This window comes from Staphylococcus nepalensis, assembly GCF_002442935.1.
In the GTDB taxonomy this organism is placed as follows: domain Bacteria; phylum Bacillota; class Bacilli; order Staphylococcales; family Staphylococcaceae; genus Staphylococcus; species Staphylococcus nepalensis.
The window spans coordinates 520,266-537,811 of record NZ_CP017466.1 but is presented as its reverse complement, the minus strand read 5'-3'; the positions used below and the strand labels follow the sequence as shown (position 1 = coordinate 537,811).

Here is a 17,546-nt window from a genome sequence, read left to right as displayed (position 1 = left end):
CTTTAATTTAAGGAGGTGATTCATATGACAACAGAAACAATTAAAGTTGAGGGCATGAGCTGCGATCATTGTAAACATGCAGTAGAATCTGCACTTACAAACCTAGACGGTGTATCAACAGCTGATGTAAATCTTGATGCCGGAAATGTTAAAGTCGATTATGATGATAATAAAGTTTCCATGACAAACATGAAAGAGGCAATCGAAGACCAAGGTTACGACGCTAAATAAAAATTATATTTCTATCTGAAAATAATGAGAGGGAGCGAGACAGAAATCACAATTTCTAAGATGATTTCATTGTCCCGCTCCCTCTTCGTTGATTAGAAGAGTGGTGTACAAAAGCGGAAATCCATATATAAGTGTGATTAACTCAAAAGAAAGTTTACAAGAGCTAAAGTACTTGCGCCCACTTCATATTTTAATTCACACGAAACTTACTATCACCTGTTTTTATTACTTCTAATGTTGCATCCAACGCATCGACAATTAAATTTTCAACCGCAGCATCCGTATAGAAAGCAATATGCGGCGATATAATTACATCTTGTCTTTCAATCAATTTAATTAATAATTCATCATCTAACTGCGTATGGCGTTGATCACTTGGAAACAAACCTTTTTCACCTTCATAAGTATCCAATGCAGCACCTTTTAGCTTCCCACTATTTAATGCATCTACAAGAGCTTGTGTATCAACGATTATACCACGTGCACAATTGACGAACACAGCACCTGTTTTCATTTGAGCAAATAAATCTGCATCAAATAAATATGTATTGTCCTCTGTTGCAGGAATATGCACTGTGACAATATCTGCGTCTTTGATAGCTTCATTTATACTTTCTTTGTATGTTAAATAAGTCTCACATGATGATTGAGGTTCAATATCATAAGCCAATACTTCTGAACCAAAACCCTCTGCAAAGATCTTTCCAACAATAGACCCAATTCGCCCCGTGCCTATTATTGCGATTTTCAAATCTTTAATAGAGCGTGACATAATACTCGGTTGCCACCTAAAATCATATTGTGCAGTTTTATTTTGAATATCATTAAAATTCCTGATTAAGTTCAATGCTTGTGACACAGTATATTCTGCTATAGAATGTGGAGAATATGAAGGTACATTTGTTATAACTAATCCATATTGATTGGCTAGCTCGAGATCATAGCTATCATATCCAGCGCTTCTCTGTGCAATTTGTTGTATACCATAATCATGTAATTTCTTATAAACTACTTCATCTAATTCAATTTGTTGCGACAATGACAGCCCATCAAACCCTTTCATACGATCTACTGTTTCTGCTGACAACAAATCGCTATCTAAATCTACTTCAACTTGATTGCTTTCTGCCCAATTTTTAATAAAGGGTATATCTTCTTCTCTAACACCAAATAGTTTAATACTCGTCATAAATTGTTCCACTCTCACTTTCTTATTTATAAAGATGTTTTAAAGATTGAAGTCGCTCTGCCGCTTCCATTAACCTCTCGTCATCCACTGCTAATGAAATACGCACATAACCTCGCCCATGTTCGCCAAATGGTATACCAGGCGCAACTAAAATAGACTTTTCTTTTAATAAATAAGTCTCAAAACGTTCACTATCATAATTTTCAGGCGTTTTTAGCCATAAAAATATACCACCTTGCATCGGTTCAAACGGGATACCCGCTTCAATTAATTTAGCTGTAAATTTATCTCTACGCGCTTTAAAAATTTCATTTTGATACACTAAAAAATCGTCATAATGATTTAAAGCAAATGTTGCTGCGTCTTGTAATGCACCAAACATACCTGCATGCGTATGTGTTTGATATTTTTTCAACGCTTGGATTATATCTTTATTTCCTACTGCAAAACCCACCCTGAAACCTGACATATTATATCCCTTAGACAAAGAGAAGACCTCTACTGCTAAATCTTTAGCACCTTCTGATTGTAAAATGCTAGGGTTTTTATGATCAAAACCAAATGCACCATAAGCAAAATCATGAACAATCTTAGTTTTAGTTCCTTTAAATTGTGCAATTGCTTCATCAAATACATCTTTAGTAGCAACAGAGCCTGTTGGATTATTAGGATAAGTTAAGTAAACTAGGCGCGTATTTAATAAAACATCTGTATCTACGTTATGCCACTGTGGTAAATAATAAGGAGGCGTTAACACCAGCGGCTGCGGTTGTGCACCTGCTAATTGTACGCCTGCCAAATAATCTGTATAACCCGGATCAGGCAGGAGCACATTTTCACCTGGATTAACTATACAGGTAGGTAAAGCAACTAATCCATTTTTTGTACCATAAAGTATACAAACTTCATCTTCCTTATCTAGTTCAACACCAAACTGTCTTTGATAAAAATCAACAATGGCTTGTTTAAATGTTTCTTTGCCATGAAATGCTACATATTTTTGATTTTCTGGTTTTCGGATTGCTTCTGCAAAACAATCAAGGATACCTTTGGGCGTTTCACCATCAGGAATACCTACAGCCATATTAATCAATGGTAAAGGGCCATGTTCTATTGTACGTCCCATTGTTTTTCCAAAGTAGCTATCTGGAATTTGTGCTAATCGATCTGACATTACCATTAAAAAGCCCTCCTAAAATAAAAAACTATATGCCCCATTAAGTGGCATATAGTTTTACATGACACTTATCTTTCAAGCATTTCACTTGTTGAAAGTAGCACAGTACTCATAATGATAAGTCTGTTGCTGAAGTTTCTACGGGTCAACCCCCTCCACCTCTCTGGATAAGTTAATTTGTAATTAATTTACATTAATTTTATCAGAATATTCTAACATGTCAATTAGCATTCACCTCTTTTATTAAGATAAAAAAAGAGAGCAACTCATTTGAGTCACTCTCTTATATATCACCAAACATCGAGTTCAGTGCTGTAGATTTTACCACCAACCGTGGCTTGCACGGAAAGCAAGGGCAGCTTCTTCAGAACCATAACGTTGTTTTGCATAGTTAAGCATACCTTTAGTTTGATCAGCTACTGAACCAGTTCCCCATGATTCTTTAGTTTGACCTAAGCCTCTATAACCAGCTGGGTTAACCGCATTCGGGTTACCGCTTGATTCAGGCATTACGATTGAATTCCACATAGCTTCTGAACCACCAGCAGCTAAGAATTGAGCTTTTACTGATCCACCAGTTGAAGCAGCTGATGTTTGCGCTACTTTATAAGATTTTGTTGCTACGCTTGTTTGCGTAGTTCTCACGTTTGTAGACGCTGAAGCTTTTGGTGCTGCTACTGTCACTGGAGTAGCATATGATTGTTGTGAACGTACTTCACTTGCTGATTTTTCATTTGTATTTACACTTACTTCTGAGCTTACATCTTGTGTAGTGTTAGATGATGAAGCTTGTGTACCTGCTGCATGGTATCCCCATGACCACGTGTTACCGTCTGATGTAAAAGTAAATTCATTGCCATCTAATACGAAATTATAGTTATAGGCACCAGCATGTAACGGTTGTTGATCTAATTCAGCTGAACCGTTTAATGCTAACTCAGCTAAATGTGCTTTGTCGATGTTTTGTTCTGAAGCATGTGCTTGATTGTTGTCAGATGTTGCTGCGTAACCTGTTACGCCTAATGCTACTGCTAATGATGAAGCTAAGATTGTTTTTTTCATAGTAAAATAAATCCTCCAAATTTAAAATCTAATAAAATATATTTTTGATAGTTTTGTTGTCGTATTTGCTAAAATCTTTTAATATTTATGTCTTAATTTTTTACCATAGCTAATATATCATATAAATTTATCAATCGTATTACACTTATATAACAAAACTTTACAAAAATCATATTGCTTTATAACATTGAAATATTTTTGATTTATTTAGCGTAATACTTAAGAAAGTCTTTCTGAATCAGTTATATATCCATACTGTTATAGAAGGTCTTAAAATATAAAAAGCATTATAATTTCTATTATCTGAAAAATTACAAACCACACTGTTGTTACATCATTGTAATACGTATTTTCTATATATTTTTTATATTTTAGGGCAATACTTGCAATTTTTTTGTTAAAAAATAAAAAGACCTCTGATTTGAGGCCTTTTTACATTTCTTATGATACTAATAATTATATGTATACGATTAAATATTACAAAAACTTATTTCTTAACTCAGCTTTAGTCATCTGATTTACGCTAAAAATTTAAATATATCTTGGTGATATAACTTCAATACCCTCATATAAAATACATTGATTAAATAACCAATGATAAAAGGCACTACAAAGAACGCTATAAATACGATTACTAAATTCAGTAGTAATGAAGCTTCTATATGTCTAAATGCACTAATCGGCCCTACTAAACCGATGATACCAAAGCCTGCTGACTCTTTTGTACCAGCAATACCTAACAAAGCTCCAAAAAATCCTGTTATTAACGCGTTAGTAAATATAGGTAGTAAAATGATGGGGTGGCGTACCATATTCGGAATCATCATTTTAACGCCACCTAAAAATATCGTAAGCGGCACACCAGATCTATTTACTTTCAATGTTCCAGCAACAAGGACGCCTTCACATGCAACGATACCTAACGAAGCAGAGCCTGCAGCTAAGCCACTTATCCCAATAGCTAAAGCTGTTGCCACAGTAGAAATTGGCGAAATAATTAGAAAGCTGAAGACAAGCGCAATCAGCATTGACATCAATATGGGTTGTAATTCTGTAAATGTATTGACTAGGTTACCTATACCAGTAGTAATCATTTGTACATATGGAAGTATCGTTATACCTATTAAACCTGAAATAACACCTACTATCGTAGGTAAAATAATCAATGTTAAACTTCCAAAACGTTCGCCTATAACCAATATAAAAAATACTGCAATCGCAGCAGTAATCATTGTGTTAATTAAATCACCTACACCAGCAAGCATCCAAACACCATTTTTAAATTGTGCTACACCACTTCCCACAAAAGCAGCACTCGCGACTACGGCTGTCGCTAATGGCGTTAAACTAAATCGCATTGCAATTAATGCGCCAACCAATAATGGCACGGTAAATTGAATACCTAACACGACTTGAAGTAATGTTTCAAAAATATCATGTTTTGGTGCTAAAAACTTAAATAATTCTCCTAAAATAGCATTAGGTATAAGACCAGCAACAATAGCAATTGCTACTCCTGATAATACGTTATTTATAAATTGTTTTGGGCTTACTTTTATCATAGTAGCGCCTCCTAAGATGTGATAACTAAAAATATAACATATTATCATAATTTTCAGAATATTTATTTTTAATTTAATGTACTTTTATTTCAAATGGTTGTTATAAAAAAGCAGCGGGCATAGAAACCATGCATTTTATTATGATACTTTTTAAACAATTAGCTTACAAAAATGCTAATTAAAAGCGGGTAACTGCGCGCCCGCTCTATTATGATATGCATAATTCATTCAATATTTGAATATATATCGGTTACAATGAAACATAAGGTATTGTTTTAATTTTGCTTAAACACATAAACCATATAAATTAAACGTCCATACTTAATTTCATCAACTAGTTTGCTTCCATTCGTTCTCTAGTAAGCACTAAACCTTGCGTTTCATTTTCAAAAAATTCTAGTTTTTGAAGTGTATTGTTTTCTGGTAAAAACTGTTCAAATTGTTCCCAGATCCAAAATGCAATATTCTCAGCAGTGGTATTCATCGGCGGCAAGGCCTCATTAATAAGTTGACCATCTAAATAGGTCGCTATTTTTGATTTATAAATTTTATCTACTTCATTAAAATCTAAAGCTAATCCATAATCATCAATTTGGGACAAAATTTCTATATTAAATTGATAACGTTGATTGGCTAAATCTTTATGCACCGTTTGCGTAAAATATATTCGGTTATCACAAGTGAACTCGTAGTAATTTTTAATAAGCACCGCGTTACTACGATATTTAAATTGCTTAGGTGGTTGAACATTTTCAAAATTTGTCATATCAAATTCTCCTTTATCCATTTTATACTCTTATACCCTTTACTATAGAATATATGGTTAATGTTTCTGTGATTTTATTTAAGGCAATAGATATATAACTACATTTTATAAAAGGAGAAGATATATCTTATGACAATTCAAATTCAACGTATTTATGAAAAACCGCTTAAAGATGGTATACACATACTTGTTGATCGTGTTTGGCCAAGGGGTGTCTCAAAAGAAAAAGCAAACTTAGACCACTGGATCAAAGATATTGCACCAACAGCCGAATTAAGAAAGTGGTTTAACCATGACCCTCAACTTTACGCAGCCTTCAAAGAAAAATATGAAAAAGAACTACGTGAAAATAAGGATCAAAAACAAGCTTTCAATGATTTACAAGATATTATCGCTAACAGTAAGCAAGATGTGGTTTTATTATATAGCGCAAAAGACAAACAACATAATCAGGCCATTGTCCTACAAGAATTATTACAATAAGGTGTGATTCATTATGACTACGCAGTATATCAATATTCAAGATTACGCCGTTCAAGAACTCATGCAACAAGACCCTACTTTAGCAAAACTCATACAACATATTGGCAATATAGAAATACACCTACGCCCCGATCCATTAAAATCATTAATTCGCTCTATTATCGGCCAACAAATCACTGTTAAAGCTGCTGCTGCGATTTTCCAAAGATTTTCGATAGCTATTCATGACATTTGGTCTGTGCAAGTCATTTCAAATTTAAGTGAAACAGAAATGCGCAATTTAGGTTTATCTAAATCTAAAATAAGCTACGTTCAAAATTTATTATCCCATGTGGAACAAAATAAACTTGACTTCACAGCTTTAAGTCGTTTAAATGATTCGGATGCTAAACATGCATTAACTGAAATTAAAGGGATTGGGCAGTGGACAGCTGAAGTTTTTTTAATGTTCACATTGCAACGGCAAAATGTATTACCCATCTATGATGTTGGCTTACAAAAAGCTGCTCAATGGTTATATCAAACTTCAACTTTAGAAAGAAAAAAACAGCTCAAGCTCTGTAGAGAACGGTGGAGCCCCTATGCTTCCATAGGTGCTTTTTATTTATGGAAAGCCATTCATCAAAATCTTTTAAGTTATGATTCTATTGATTCACTTACAAATGAATGATTACGATTCAAACATAATATGACAAACATTTAACAGATTCAAATACAAGTTAATATCCGTTTTTCGAAATTTTGGAGTTCATACAGGACACAAATAACACCTCGTCAATCAATATAGTATATTCAAGAATTACTTAAAAATATAAAATCCCACTTCTCAAATAATCGAGTTAGTGGGATTTATACACGAATTTGGACAATTAATACTTAAATTAAACGCTATCTTTCTAGCCACCTTTTCTGAAATAGACAACAAATGATTTGAGAAGTATGCGATAACTGTGCCATCTCAACGGTTTTACTTCATTTGTTATCATTATAATCACCCTTATATTCAAACCATTTATTTTTTATAAAGACTTTCTTCTCCTTGTGGTAAAGATTCTATAAATTCTCTCGGATCTTCAGCGTAATCATTCCCAACGCCACCTTTCATTCTTTGAAAATGCAAATGTGGCCCAGAAGTCTGCGAACCCGTATTACCTGAAAGCGCAATGATTTCACCAGCTTTCACTTTATCTCCTGCTTCCACTTTAAACTCGTTTAAATGCATATACCATTGATGATACACACCATCTTCTTCCCTAATTTGGACTACTTTGCCTCCTAATTCATTATCAAATGTTCTAGTTACCGTACCATTTGTCGCAGCAGTAACGGGTGTATCTTTCCTTAATCCATAGTCTATGCCGTAGTGTTTGCCTTCAAAATCATTATATTTATATTCTCCAAACGATTCGGTTTCTCTACTCATATTAAAAACATCTTTATATGACTCGTCTCCATCTTCATCACGTGTGCCATCATTTTGTTCAACTAAGTTTTCTCTTACAAATTGTTGTATTGTGTCTAAATTTGTAAGCATTAATATCAACAGAACTAATATGACAATTAACAATATGATTGTTTTTAATGTATTTTTCAAATTGGGACTCACCTTTTAATTATATATTAATACCATAGTATACGTTTTTGGCAATGTGTTGCTAATCATTCAACTTGATAAAGCCTCATACTTTTGTCTTAAACTTAGTTAGTGATCACATAAAAAACGAGCGATATAACACCTATTTTTATCGGGTATATACGCTCGCTTACAATCATAATTCAATTTTTTTAAATATGAGTCTGCTTATAGCAGCATAACTTAATATAATGGTATTGAAGTGTTGGGTTATTTTAAATTATTGATTATAACTTCCTAATATATATTCAATTAAAGACCAAACACGTTCAACATCTACCGCTGTAGCAAAATAAGCATTTTTTTCTTTATTAGTGACATTGTTTAAATCAACAGACATCGTACCATAAGTTAATTGACTTTGATGTTCGATATCTATATGTGTTTGTTGCATTGTGAATAAATCAGGTTGTAATAAATACAAAATCGTGCATGCATCATGGATTGGACCGCCATCCATATCAAAATGTGTTTTATAAGTTGATTTGAAAAATTCTAATAATTCTACAACAAATCTAGATATTTCATTATCAATTCGACTAAATCTTTGAATCACTTCATCTGTCGCTAATACTTGGTGCGTGACATCTAAACCAAAGACATTAATTCTTATACCACTTTCAAAGACACGTTTAGCCGCTTCAGCGTCAACCCAAATATTAAATTCTGCCGTAGGTGTCCAATTCCCGAATGTACCACCACCCATTATCGTAATAGATTCAATAGATTGAGAAATACTTGGATCTTTAATTAAAGCCGTTGCTATATTAGTGAGTGGCCCTGTTGCAACAATTGTTACAGGTTCTGAACTTTGTTTTAAAGTTTTAATAATAACATCTGCTGCATGATGCTGTGTTGGCTTCAACACAGGTACCTCTGGTAATTTAGGTCCATCTAAACCAGAATCACCATGAATTTCTGAAGCAAATGAAGCAGGCTTTATAAGTGGACGGGTTGCGCCTACAGACACTTCAACGTCTCCTCTCCCCATCACTTCCAATACGTTAAGTGCATTTTTAGTGTTTTTTTCAACAGATTGGTTCCCAGCTACAGTTGTAACTGCTAATATATCAAGCGAACTATTTTTAGCGCCAGCTAGTATTAAAGCAATCGCATCATCATGCCCAGGGTCGCAATCCATTATTATCTTTTTACTCATTTACTACACTCCATCCGTTGTATATATTTTTAGATTTCAATTTAAGTTTGTTTATCAAGTTTATACTTTACTATTCCAATAGATTTTTATTATAGCGTGAAAAACATGCTATCCATTCACTATAAATTTTAAAATTGTCTTTAAAATCATCATACTACTTTTTTACTTTATTTGCCTAATTTTTTCCGAAAATTCAAACAAACAAACAAATGTATACTATCCATTTTAAAGTTAACTATATTTGCTCAATTCAAAAAAACTGGTAAATTAATAGCATTATACAATTTGAAGAAGGACTTAAATGAAAGCAACCCCCATTGGCGTTTTGGGTGCTTTATTTTTCTCTATTACTTTTATATTAAACCATGCAATGTCTAGCGATGGTGGCAGTTGGCTTTTTAGTGCATCACTTCGTTTTATTTTTATGTTTTATTTTTATGTTTCCTTTTCTATTTGTTATCGTGATGTTTAAACAACGCCATCACGTCATTGTATTACATATCAAACAACATTTTTGGATGTGGCTATTGTGGAGTTCCTTTGGTTTTGTTTTTTTTACGTACCAACCACTTTTGTATCCAACTATAGTCCAGGCTGGCTTATTTCTGCGACATGGCAATTAACCATTATCTGTGGGCTATTACTGGCTCCCTTTTTCTATGAATATATACAATATGAGCAGAAAACGATCAAAGTCAGAGAACGTGTCTCATGGCGTTCACTAGGAACGTCAAGTATGACGGTTCTCGGCGTTATTATCGTACAAATCCTCATATTTCAAATATCGACGTCCAAACCTTTATCTTATCTATTATGCCTTTAGTCGTTGCAGCCTTTGCTTATCCATTAGGCAATCGTAAAATGATGGCGCTTGTAGACAATGATTTAAATACAATTGAACGCATATACGGAATGACCTTAGTCACGTTACTATTTGGTTTATTATCTTTTTTATTGGCATATTTACACAAGGTGTACCATCTTCAAATCAAATGGTACAAACTTTTTTCGTCGCTATATTCTCAGTCGTTATTTTTCTACGCAACTCACACTGTGAAGCATAATCAAACTCAATTAGCTGCTGTTGAAGCAACACAATCAATGGAAATTGTTTTCACATTAGCTGGTGAAATGTTGTTACTAGGCTTGGTATTACCAGCATTAACAAGTTTAATTGGCATCGTCATTATAACTTTAGGTATTGTTGTTTATTGTTTCTTAAACAGTAAAATTAAAGAAAGCACCCTAAAAAAAGTATAATACTATAATCAAATTCGTTTTATTGACAACTTGTTAATAAAGCAAGATAATTTGACTGATAAAGATGCGCAAAGCACAAATTTGGAGGTTATTAAATTGACTACTACTCATATAGATCCTCGTATTATAAGAACAAAAAAATTATTAATGGACGCTTTTCGTGAGACCGCAAAGGAAAAAAAGTTAGCCTCTATTACTGTTAAAGATATTACTGAGCGCGCTACTGTTAATCGTGCTACTTTTTACGCTCATTTTTATGATAAGTATGACATTATGGATTATACATTGTCTGAAACTATCTTAAAAAATTTAAATCAATCTCTCAACATGGTCGCCGAGTTAGATGATATAGCATTATGTAAATGTTTCATTACGATTACCAGTTATATTCAAGACACTCATGAAGAATGCCGCCTAAACAGTGAGGCTTATGGAGAAATCGTAGAAAAGAAAATTAAAGAAGCATTGGAAGATATTTTCTTAAATTTAATGGTCGATAAACACCATAACATAGATAGAGAAACGCTTGCTACAAGTGCACGTTTTCTTTCGTGGGGTTTATATGGCATCGCCAAACATTGGTTCCATTCAAGTGATTTACCAGCTGAAACATATATCAATAATTCATTGCCTTTCATTACGTCTCAATTATCTAACTCAAAATAATATAATTTTTTAATTTTAATACTGCAAATCTCTGTTTTATATAATTTTCATTGTATTGAAAGCGTTTTATTTTACTGATATAGTTATTTTAAATTTAAAATAACTATATTTTTTAATAATTCTATACGAAGGCAGGGAGCAATTTGAATTCTAAAATGACTGTAGGCGGTAATAAATTAATTTTGGCACTAGTTTTATCTATTTTAACTTATTGGCTATTCGCTCAATCTTTTTTAAATATTGGGCCTCTCGTACAACAAACCTATACAACGAGTGATGCGTTACTTAATATTGCAGTTAGTTTAACATCTTTATTTACAGGGGTATTTATGGTGGCAGCAGGCGGATTCGCAGACAAATTTGGCCGTGTTAAAATCATGCGTATTGGGCTGACTTTAAGTATCATAGGCTCTATCTTAGTGATTATTTCTGATTTTACATTTTTACTATTACTTGGTAGGGCAATACAAGGATTTTCAGCAGCATGCTTAATGCCAGCAACGATTTCATTAATTAATACATATTACCATGATAAGGAACGACATAAAGCGTTAAGTATGTGGTCAATAGGTTCATACGGTGGGACTGGTTTATCATCTGTATTTGCAGGGCTTATTGCGACTTATATTGGTTGGCAATGGATTTTTATTGCGTCCATTATCGTGACACTCATTGTGCTTTTAATGATTAAAGATGTTCCTGAAGCAAAGGCTACGCAAAGTCATACTTCAAAATTTGATTTCTGGGGTCTTATTTTATTCGTTATAAGCACGTTGAGCATCAATATTGTGATTACTCAAGGCGGCGATATCGGATGGTATAATCCAACTATCATTATATTAGTGCTTGTGTTTGTTATCACATTAACCCTTTTTTATTTTTACGAAAAACGAAAAAGAGAACCACTTATTGATTTTTCTCTTTTTTCAAGTCGCTACTTTATCGGTACAGTGACATCTAATTTCTTACTTAATACATCTATAGGTGCCCTTGCACTTTATAATATTTTTACACAGCAACATTTCCATCTTACTGGATTCGTTTCAGGATTAATTACCTTACCTTATATGTTTGGTGTATTAATAACGATAAGAATTGGTGAGCGTATGATGGAAACGCATGAAGCTAAGAAACCAATGAAGTTAGGTTCACTCATAGTCACTTTAGGTATCTTACTCTTATCATTATCTTTTTTACCTACACCTATATATATTATAGGTAGTCTAATCGGGTTTTTATGTTTTGGTATGGGTCTGGGCTTTTTTGCGACACCTGGTCTTAATACAGCAGTAGTACATACACCTAAAGAAAAATTAGGTATCGCTTCAGGTATTTACAAAATGGTTGCAACTATTGGTGCTGCATTTGGTATTACAATTTTCACAACGGTTTATCTCGTTATTGATGAACATGTGTCTCGTACAACTGGTAGTTTCATTGCATTTTTAGTGTGCGCATTATTTATGTTTTTATCATTTATTTCCACACGTTTTATTATTCCAGAAGTCAAAGAAAAAGAATTATTTTAAATTAGTACAATGTTCAGTTTTAACCATTCATATAACAGACACCTCGTTTAATACGTTACATGAGCGTAATTTTATTAAACGAGGTGTTTTTATAATTTCATATTTATTTATATTTTCTAAGTCTATGAATTAACTATTATTATCGTTGATAAATTGTAATATATCACCAGTTAACGGTACGGCGCTATTACTTTCTCCTTCAACGCCACCATAATGTAAACCGATTAATTCATTATTACTGTTAAATACAGGTGATCCTGAATTTCCACCATATGTACTTGCATTATATGTTAATGTCTCACTATTACCATTGATTATTTCGCCAGAACTTTCCCACATGGTTGCTAAAGGTTTATCTCCAGGGTAACCAGTCACTGTTATTGGATTATCTTTAGAAACAGTTGAAGCATCCTGAATCGTCGCAGGTTCAACCACTTCTCCTACAGATTGGCCGTCATCATTTTTATTTAAATGAACAAGCACTAAATCAGCATCTCCAGGATATGCTTGTGTATCTTTTTCAGAAAATGTACCATACGGGAACTGACTATCATTTTCAGCAGCTGGCGCAAAAGATAGATTTCCATTAGAAAGATCCGCAACGTGTTTATTCGTTAATATTGTGTTTTCACCAATAACAACACCTGTAGCTATACTTTCACCCGCCTCTATATAGCCAATCGATTGATAATGTCCTGTTTGAGTATTTTCAATTTGATGTCGATCTTCACCCGGTAAGACGACTCTAGGCGTCATATTACCCTCGGGCTTATTATCGTTTGTTTGCTGTGTCTCTGATGATGTATGATTCAAAGTTTTATCTTGTGTTTGTGCATGTATAGATGAATTCACAGCACTTAAAAAAATGAGCAAGCTTCCTACGACTGTACTGACTATAAATTTTTTAATCAAAATGAACCTACCTCCTATAAAAGTGATTACGCTTTCAATTTACAGAACTTTTCAAACTTAATCAATTATTATTAATTCTTCATATCAATTTTATAGTTATTATAATATTTTCAAAATGAATTTATATCAAATTATTATATTTACGAAACAAGAATTAAACAACAACATCATCATAATGTTGCTTAAGCAATCAATCTATAAACATGTTGTTTGCATTATATTTGAAATGAGCATATAATCAATCTAAACAACACATGTTACTTAGTTAACTTTCGTTGTTTAATTTGATCTGATAGGAGGGATAGACGTGACAACAATCCAAACACACAATGGTTTCAAACGGACTTTTCGAAAGGGCTATTTAACCTTAGGTTTAATGTTACCTTTTGATGACTCTGAAAATATCGCATTGTCGTTTAATAAACAAGTCGAGTTAACACAATATGCTGAAGCACTTGGATTCACGAGCCTTTTTGTTAGGGATAATCCTTTATATAGCCCACACTTAGGTAATGTAACGACAAACTACGATCCGTTTGTATTTTTAACTTTCATCGCTGCCAACACATCAAAAATTGCTCTCGGAACATCTAGCATTGTTGCTACATTACGTCATCCAATTCATATAGCTAAAGCAGCTACTTCTCTTGATTTGATCTCAAACGAGCGATTGTTATTAGGTTTAGCAACAGGCGACCGTCAATTTGAATTTCCAGCATTTAAAATAGATTCAAATAACTTAAGTCAACATTTCCAATCAGCAGTTTCATCATTGAATGAACTATGGCAAACACACTCGCCTCAAATTTCAAATGATTTATTTGATTTGTATGAGGACTCAGGGTTACAAATATTACCAAAGCATAAACATATTCCTATGTTTGCGACTGGTTATGATAAACAAGACATTCATTGGCTTAAACAGCATATGGACGGATGGTTATTTTACCCACAGCCATTCCAACAGCAAAAAGATTTACTACAAAAATGGCATAACAATGGTATATTCAAACCTTTTATGCATCCATTAGTCATTGATTTATCAATAAATCCAGATGAACTTGTAAAGCCTGTTAAAGGCGGATATAGATTAGGTAGAAACACTTTATTAAAAATATTAAAAGCGTATGAACGTATTGGGACAAATCATATAATGATACAATTCATAACAAATGAAAGAACGTATAAAGATATATTAGCTGAGGTGGGTAATGAAATTATGCCACACTTTCCACCTCATCATACTCAGGAGGAATTAGTGAATGAAATTATTAGATAGAATTAATCATTTAGCAAATAAAGAAAAGTTACAACCTTTAACAGTTGAAGAAAAACAAGAGCAACACACTTTAAGACAAGAATATTTACAAATGATTCGTGGCCAAGTAGTGAATACATTTTCTGCCTTAAAAGTGGTTGATCCCCTAGGTGAAGATGTTACACCAGATAAAGTTTATAAATTACGTGAAGAAATGGGTACTTTAAACTTAGACTAAAGGTTAGAAAACAAGACAAATAGCGCATTTTTTAAAATGATTGTCTTGCCCGATTTGGCAAAGCAGACTGAGAAAAACGTTTAGTTTGAGAGAATTACATGACTATAAGCTCATGTATTGCTTATATTATATTTGTGACCGAGACATCAATGATGTCTCGGCCACTTTTATTTTAAATACAGTCATTGGTATCCTATAGTAATTTAATGATTTATTATTTTATCCATCGAACGTGCTACGCTATCAGCATACATACCACCAAATTTTAGTAAATGAACCATCAACAAATATAAGCGATAAAATTCAAGGCGTTCATTGACTCCATTACTTAACGGGTAATGTTTATCATATGCATGATAAAAATCTTGAGTAAATCCACCAAATACTGTAGTAATACCTAAATCAAATTCTCTATCACCGTATAAGGGCGCAGGGTCAAATAAAGCAGGGTCTCCATTTTCTAAAAACATGTAGTTCCCACCCCATAAATCACCATGTAATAAAGATGGTTTGCTTTTATGATTATCTAATGCGTTTACAATGACTGCTCTTACCTTGTAATATTTATCCACGTCCTCATCTGCCCATAAACCTTTATTTACCAAAGCTTCTTTTAAGTGATCTAAACGCTGCTCTACAAATATAGTCTTCCAATGATCTGACCAACTATTATCAAACGAAATATCTCCGCCTTCATAAGGCAGTCCAAAGCCAAATTTACCTTCTGGCTGTTGATAACTATGCATTTTAGCTACAAGCTTTCCTAATTCAGTTTGGCTGCCTTGCGTACCTTCATTTAAAAAGGTTAGTAAAAGATAAGCGTCACCGTTTACTTCTCCGTTATCGACAACTCTAGGCGCTGTGATTCCAGCTTGTTCGAATAAATCGAGTCCTGCTACTTCTGCATCAAAAAAGGTTTTACTTCTACCACGCTGTACTAATAAAAAATAAGGCTCTTGAGTTGTTTCTACTCTAAAGGCTTCATTGACGTCTCCACCACTCACTGGTGTAATTTTTTCTATATGTTCTAATGGGAGTTGTGACTGCCATTGCTCTTTCATAAAATATCCCTCCGTATTTTAAGCATCACTCTACTATTACCGTTTTTCGCTATATTTAATCAAATCTAACGCTTTTCGATTGATGTGAAACTTATATTAATTATTTTTATTTATACTAGGCATATGATTACTAAAATGCTAGTCTATTAAAGACAATTATTTTCATAATAAACGATAACTATTACATCATTTTTATCTATTACTAATTTCGATAAATGGAGCGATTATTACATGTATAAATTAATTAAACCACTTTTATTTCAATTCGATCCTGAAAAAGCACATGGTATGACTGTTAATGCGCTTAAAACTTCACAAAAACACTCTCAATTTTTACCGATACTAGAGAAATTATTTTATTATAAGCATGATATATTATCTCAAAATATTAAAGGCATCCATTTTGAGAACCCTGTCGGTTTAGCTGCTGGATTTGATAAATCTTGCGAAGTGCCAAAAGCGTTAGAAAAATTAGGTTTTGGCGCGCTCGAATTAGGCGGCATTACGCCTAAACCACAACCTGGCAACACTAAGCCACGTATGTATCGTTTAGTAGAAGACGATGCGCTAATCAACCGTATGGGGTTCAATAATTTGGGAATGCATAAAGCACTAAGTAATTTACGGAAATTTAATTATGAAACGCCTATCGGTCTTAATGTAGGTGTCAATAAAGCAACGCCGTATGAACAACGTTATGAAGATTACATAAAAGTCATCGATACATTCAAACATGATGTTGCTTTTTTCACTGTTAATATCAGTTCTCCAAATACAGAAAACTTGCAAAGCTTTCATGATAAAGATGAATTTTCTCAATTATGTTCAGCTATTCAAACTTATAAAATTCAATATGAAATTGACGTTCCTATTTTTATCAAGTTAACATCTGACCTTAGTGTAGGAACTTTAACACGCATGCTTGAATCCATCACACAAACTTTCGACGGCATTATGTTAGCTAATACGACTCAAAAACGTGAGCATTTGCAATCTGCTAATCAAAAAGAAACTGGCGGTTTAAGTGGCCGTCCTCTATTTGAACGCAATTTGCAATTGATTGCTCATACCTACCAAAAAACACAAGGCAAATTTTTAATTATTGGTACAGGCGGTATATTTAATGTAGATGATACGATTAAAATGTTACGCCACGGTGCTTCGCTTGTACAAATTTACAGTGCCTTAGTATTTGAAGGGCCGGGCTTACCAAAAAAAATTAATAAACAGCTTGCTCAATACTTACAAGCGCATGGCTACCGTCATATTAATGATATTATTGGACTAGACGTATAATGTATTTTTATTTTGCAATCAAATGACTTATTTAAAATATTAGTAGTGATATTGTGATAGTTTT

Annotated in this window: 18 protein-coding genes, 1 pseudogene and 1 riboswitch; of the genes and pseudogenes, 10 read left to right on the top strand and 9 right to left on the bottom strand. The window is 33.3% G+C overall.

The features are described from left to right. Positions 1-24 precede the first annotated feature (24 nt). Complete coding sequence (copZ, locus tag BJG89_RS02310; protein ID WP_096808354.1) at positions 25-231, top strand: copper chaperone CopZ; 207 nt, start codon at positions 25-27, stop codon at positions 229-231. 190 nt (positions 232-421) lie between these two features. Here copZ and BJG89_RS02305 read toward each other — a convergent pair whose 3' ends face one another. The 5 genes from BJG89_RS02305 to BJG89_RS02285 all read right to left on the bottom strand — a co-directional run bounded on the left by BJG89_RS02305 (position 422) and on the right by BJG89_RS02285 (position 5,987). Continuing rightward, on the bottom strand, positions 422-1,420 hold the full coding sequence (locus BJG89_RS02305) for a D-lactate dehydrogenase (RefSeq protein WP_096808353.1): 999 nt from the start codon (positions 1,418-1,420) through the stop codon (positions 422-424). Positions 1,421-1,442: 22 nt separating this feature from the next. Then, positions 1,443-2,600, bottom strand: coding sequence for an aminotransferase class I/II-fold pyridoxal phosphate-dependent enzyme (locus tag BJG89_RS02300; RefSeq protein ID WP_096808352.1), 1,158 nt, complete (start codon positions 2,598-2,600; stop codon positions 1,443-1,445). A gap of 62 nt (positions 2,601-2,662) precedes the next feature. Further along, positions 2,663-2,771, bottom strand: a riboswitch (SAM riboswitch). A gap of 147 nt (positions 2,772-2,918) precedes the next feature. After that, positions 2,919-3,659, bottom strand: a complete 741-nt coding sequence (locus BJG89_RS02295; RefSeq protein ID WP_096808351.1) for an aggregation-promoting factor C-terminal-like domain-containing protein — start codon at positions 3,657-3,659, stop codon at positions 2,919-2,921. Between the two features lie 518 nt (positions 3,660-4,177). Next, the gene (locus tag BJG89_RS02290; RefSeq protein ID WP_096808350.1) at positions 4,178-5,221 is read right to left on the bottom strand and encodes a PTS sugar transporter subunit IIC; all 1,044 of its coding nucleotides are present in this window, start codon (positions 5,219-5,221) and stop codon (positions 4,178-4,180) included. A gap of 334 nt (positions 5,222-5,555) precedes the next feature. Beyond that, positions 5,556-5,987 carry a 6-pyruvoyl trahydropterin synthase family protein gene (locus tag BJG89_RS02285; protein ID WP_096811192.1) on the bottom strand — a complete coding sequence of 144 codons (432 nt, stop codon included), beginning with the start codon at positions 5,985-5,987 and terminating at the stop codon, positions 5,556-5,558. A 129-nt stretch (positions 5,988-6,116) separates the two neighbouring features. On the opposite strand from BJG89_RS02285, the gene BJG89_RS02280 reads away from it, so the two are divergent. Both BJG89_RS02280 and BJG89_RS02275 read left to right on the top strand, forming a co-directional pair. Continuing rightward, on the top strand, positions 6,117-6,470 hold the full coding sequence (locus BJG89_RS02280) for a DUF488 domain-containing protein (protein WP_096808349.1): 354 nt from the start codon (positions 6,117-6,119) through the stop codon (positions 6,468-6,470). Between the two features lie 13 nt (positions 6,471-6,483). Continuing rightward, a complete protein-coding gene (locus BJG89_RS02275; protein ID WP_096808348.1) occupies positions 6,484-7,140 on the top strand; it encodes a DNA-3-methyladenine glycosylase family protein in 657 nt (218 codons plus the stop codon). A gap of 342 nt (positions 7,141-7,482) precedes the next feature. Here BJG89_RS02275 and BJG89_RS02270 read toward each other — a convergent pair whose 3' ends face one another. After that, on the bottom strand, positions 7,483-8,004 hold the full coding sequence (locus tag BJG89_RS02270) for a M23 family metallopeptidase (protein WP_229718989.1): 522 nt from the start codon (positions 8,002-8,004) through the stop codon (positions 7,483-7,485). 319 nt (positions 8,005-8,323) lie between these two features. Then, positions 8,324-9,262: a nucleoside hydrolase gene (locus BJG89_RS02265; protein ID WP_096808346.1), complete on the bottom strand. Its 939-nt coding sequence runs from the start codon at positions 9,260-9,262 to the stop codon at positions 8,324-8,326. A 301-nt stretch (positions 9,263-9,563) separates the two neighbouring features. Between BJG89_RS02265 and BJG89_RS14730 the strand changes: the two genes are divergently transcribed. From BJG89_RS14730 to BJG89_RS02250, 4 genes and pseudogenes are all read left to right on the top strand, one after another. Further along, on the top strand, positions 9,564-9,734 hold the full coding sequence (locus BJG89_RS14730) for a multidrug resistance efflux transporter family protein (protein ID WP_232514236.1): 171 nt from the start codon (positions 9,564-9,566) through the stop codon (positions 9,732-9,734). Then, a pseudogene (locus tag BJG89_RS15105) lies at positions 9,700-10,522 on the top strand (multidrug resistance efflux transporter family protein). The gene BJG89_RS14730 and the pseudogene BJG89_RS15105 overlap by 35 nt, the downstream one beginning before the upstream one ends. A 96-nt stretch (positions 10,523-10,618) precedes the next feature. Further along, positions 10,619-11,188, top strand: a complete 570-nt coding sequence (locus BJG89_RS02255) for a TetR/AcrR family transcriptional regulator (RefSeq protein ID WP_096808345.1) — start codon at positions 10,619-10,621, stop codon at positions 11,186-11,188. A 155-nt stretch (positions 11,189-11,343) separates the two neighbouring features. Beyond that, positions 11,344-12,717 carry an MFS transporter gene (locus tag BJG89_RS02250; protein ID WP_182478018.1) on the top strand — a complete coding sequence of 458 codons (1,374 nt, stop codon included), beginning with the start codon at positions 11,344-11,346 and terminating at the stop codon, positions 12,715-12,717. Positions 12,718-12,846: 129 nt separating this feature from the next. Here the strand turns inward: BJG89_RS02250 and BJG89_RS02245 are convergent, their stop codons facing one another. Then, on the bottom strand, positions 12,847-13,629 hold the full coding sequence (locus BJG89_RS02245) for a trypsin-like serine peptidase (protein ID WP_232514206.1): 783 nt from the start codon (positions 13,627-13,629) through the stop codon (positions 12,847-12,849). Between the two features lie 307 nt (positions 13,630-13,936). Between BJG89_RS02245 and BJG89_RS02240 the strand changes: the two genes are divergently transcribed. Both BJG89_RS02240 and BJG89_RS02235 read left to right on the top strand, forming a co-directional pair. Next, entirely contained in the window at positions 13,937-14,908 is a 972-nt protein-coding gene (locus BJG89_RS02240; protein WP_096808343.1) for an LLM class oxidoreductase, read from the top strand. Then, positions 14,892-15,125 (top strand): DUF896 domain-containing protein, encoded by a 234-nt coding sequence (locus BJG89_RS02235; RefSeq protein WP_096808342.1) that lies wholly within the window; start codon positions 14,892-14,894, stop codon positions 15,123-15,125. The genes BJG89_RS02240 and BJG89_RS02235 overlap by 17 nt, the downstream gene beginning before the upstream one ends. A 203-nt stretch (positions 15,126-15,328) precedes the next feature. On the opposite strand, the gene BJG89_RS02230 is transcribed toward BJG89_RS02235, so the two are convergent. Next, entirely contained in the window at positions 15,329-16,186 is an 858-nt protein-coding gene (locus BJG89_RS02230; protein WP_096808341.1) for a fructosamine kinase family protein, read from the bottom strand. Positions 16,187-16,417: 231 nt separating this feature from the next. Between BJG89_RS02230 and BJG89_RS02225 the strand changes: the two genes are divergently transcribed. Continuing rightward, positions 16,418-17,482, top strand: coding sequence for a quinone-dependent dihydroorotate dehydrogenase (locus tag BJG89_RS02225; RefSeq protein WP_096808340.1), 1,065 nt, complete (start codon positions 16,418-16,420; stop codon positions 17,480-17,482). Positions 17,483-17,546: the final 64 nt, after the last annotated feature.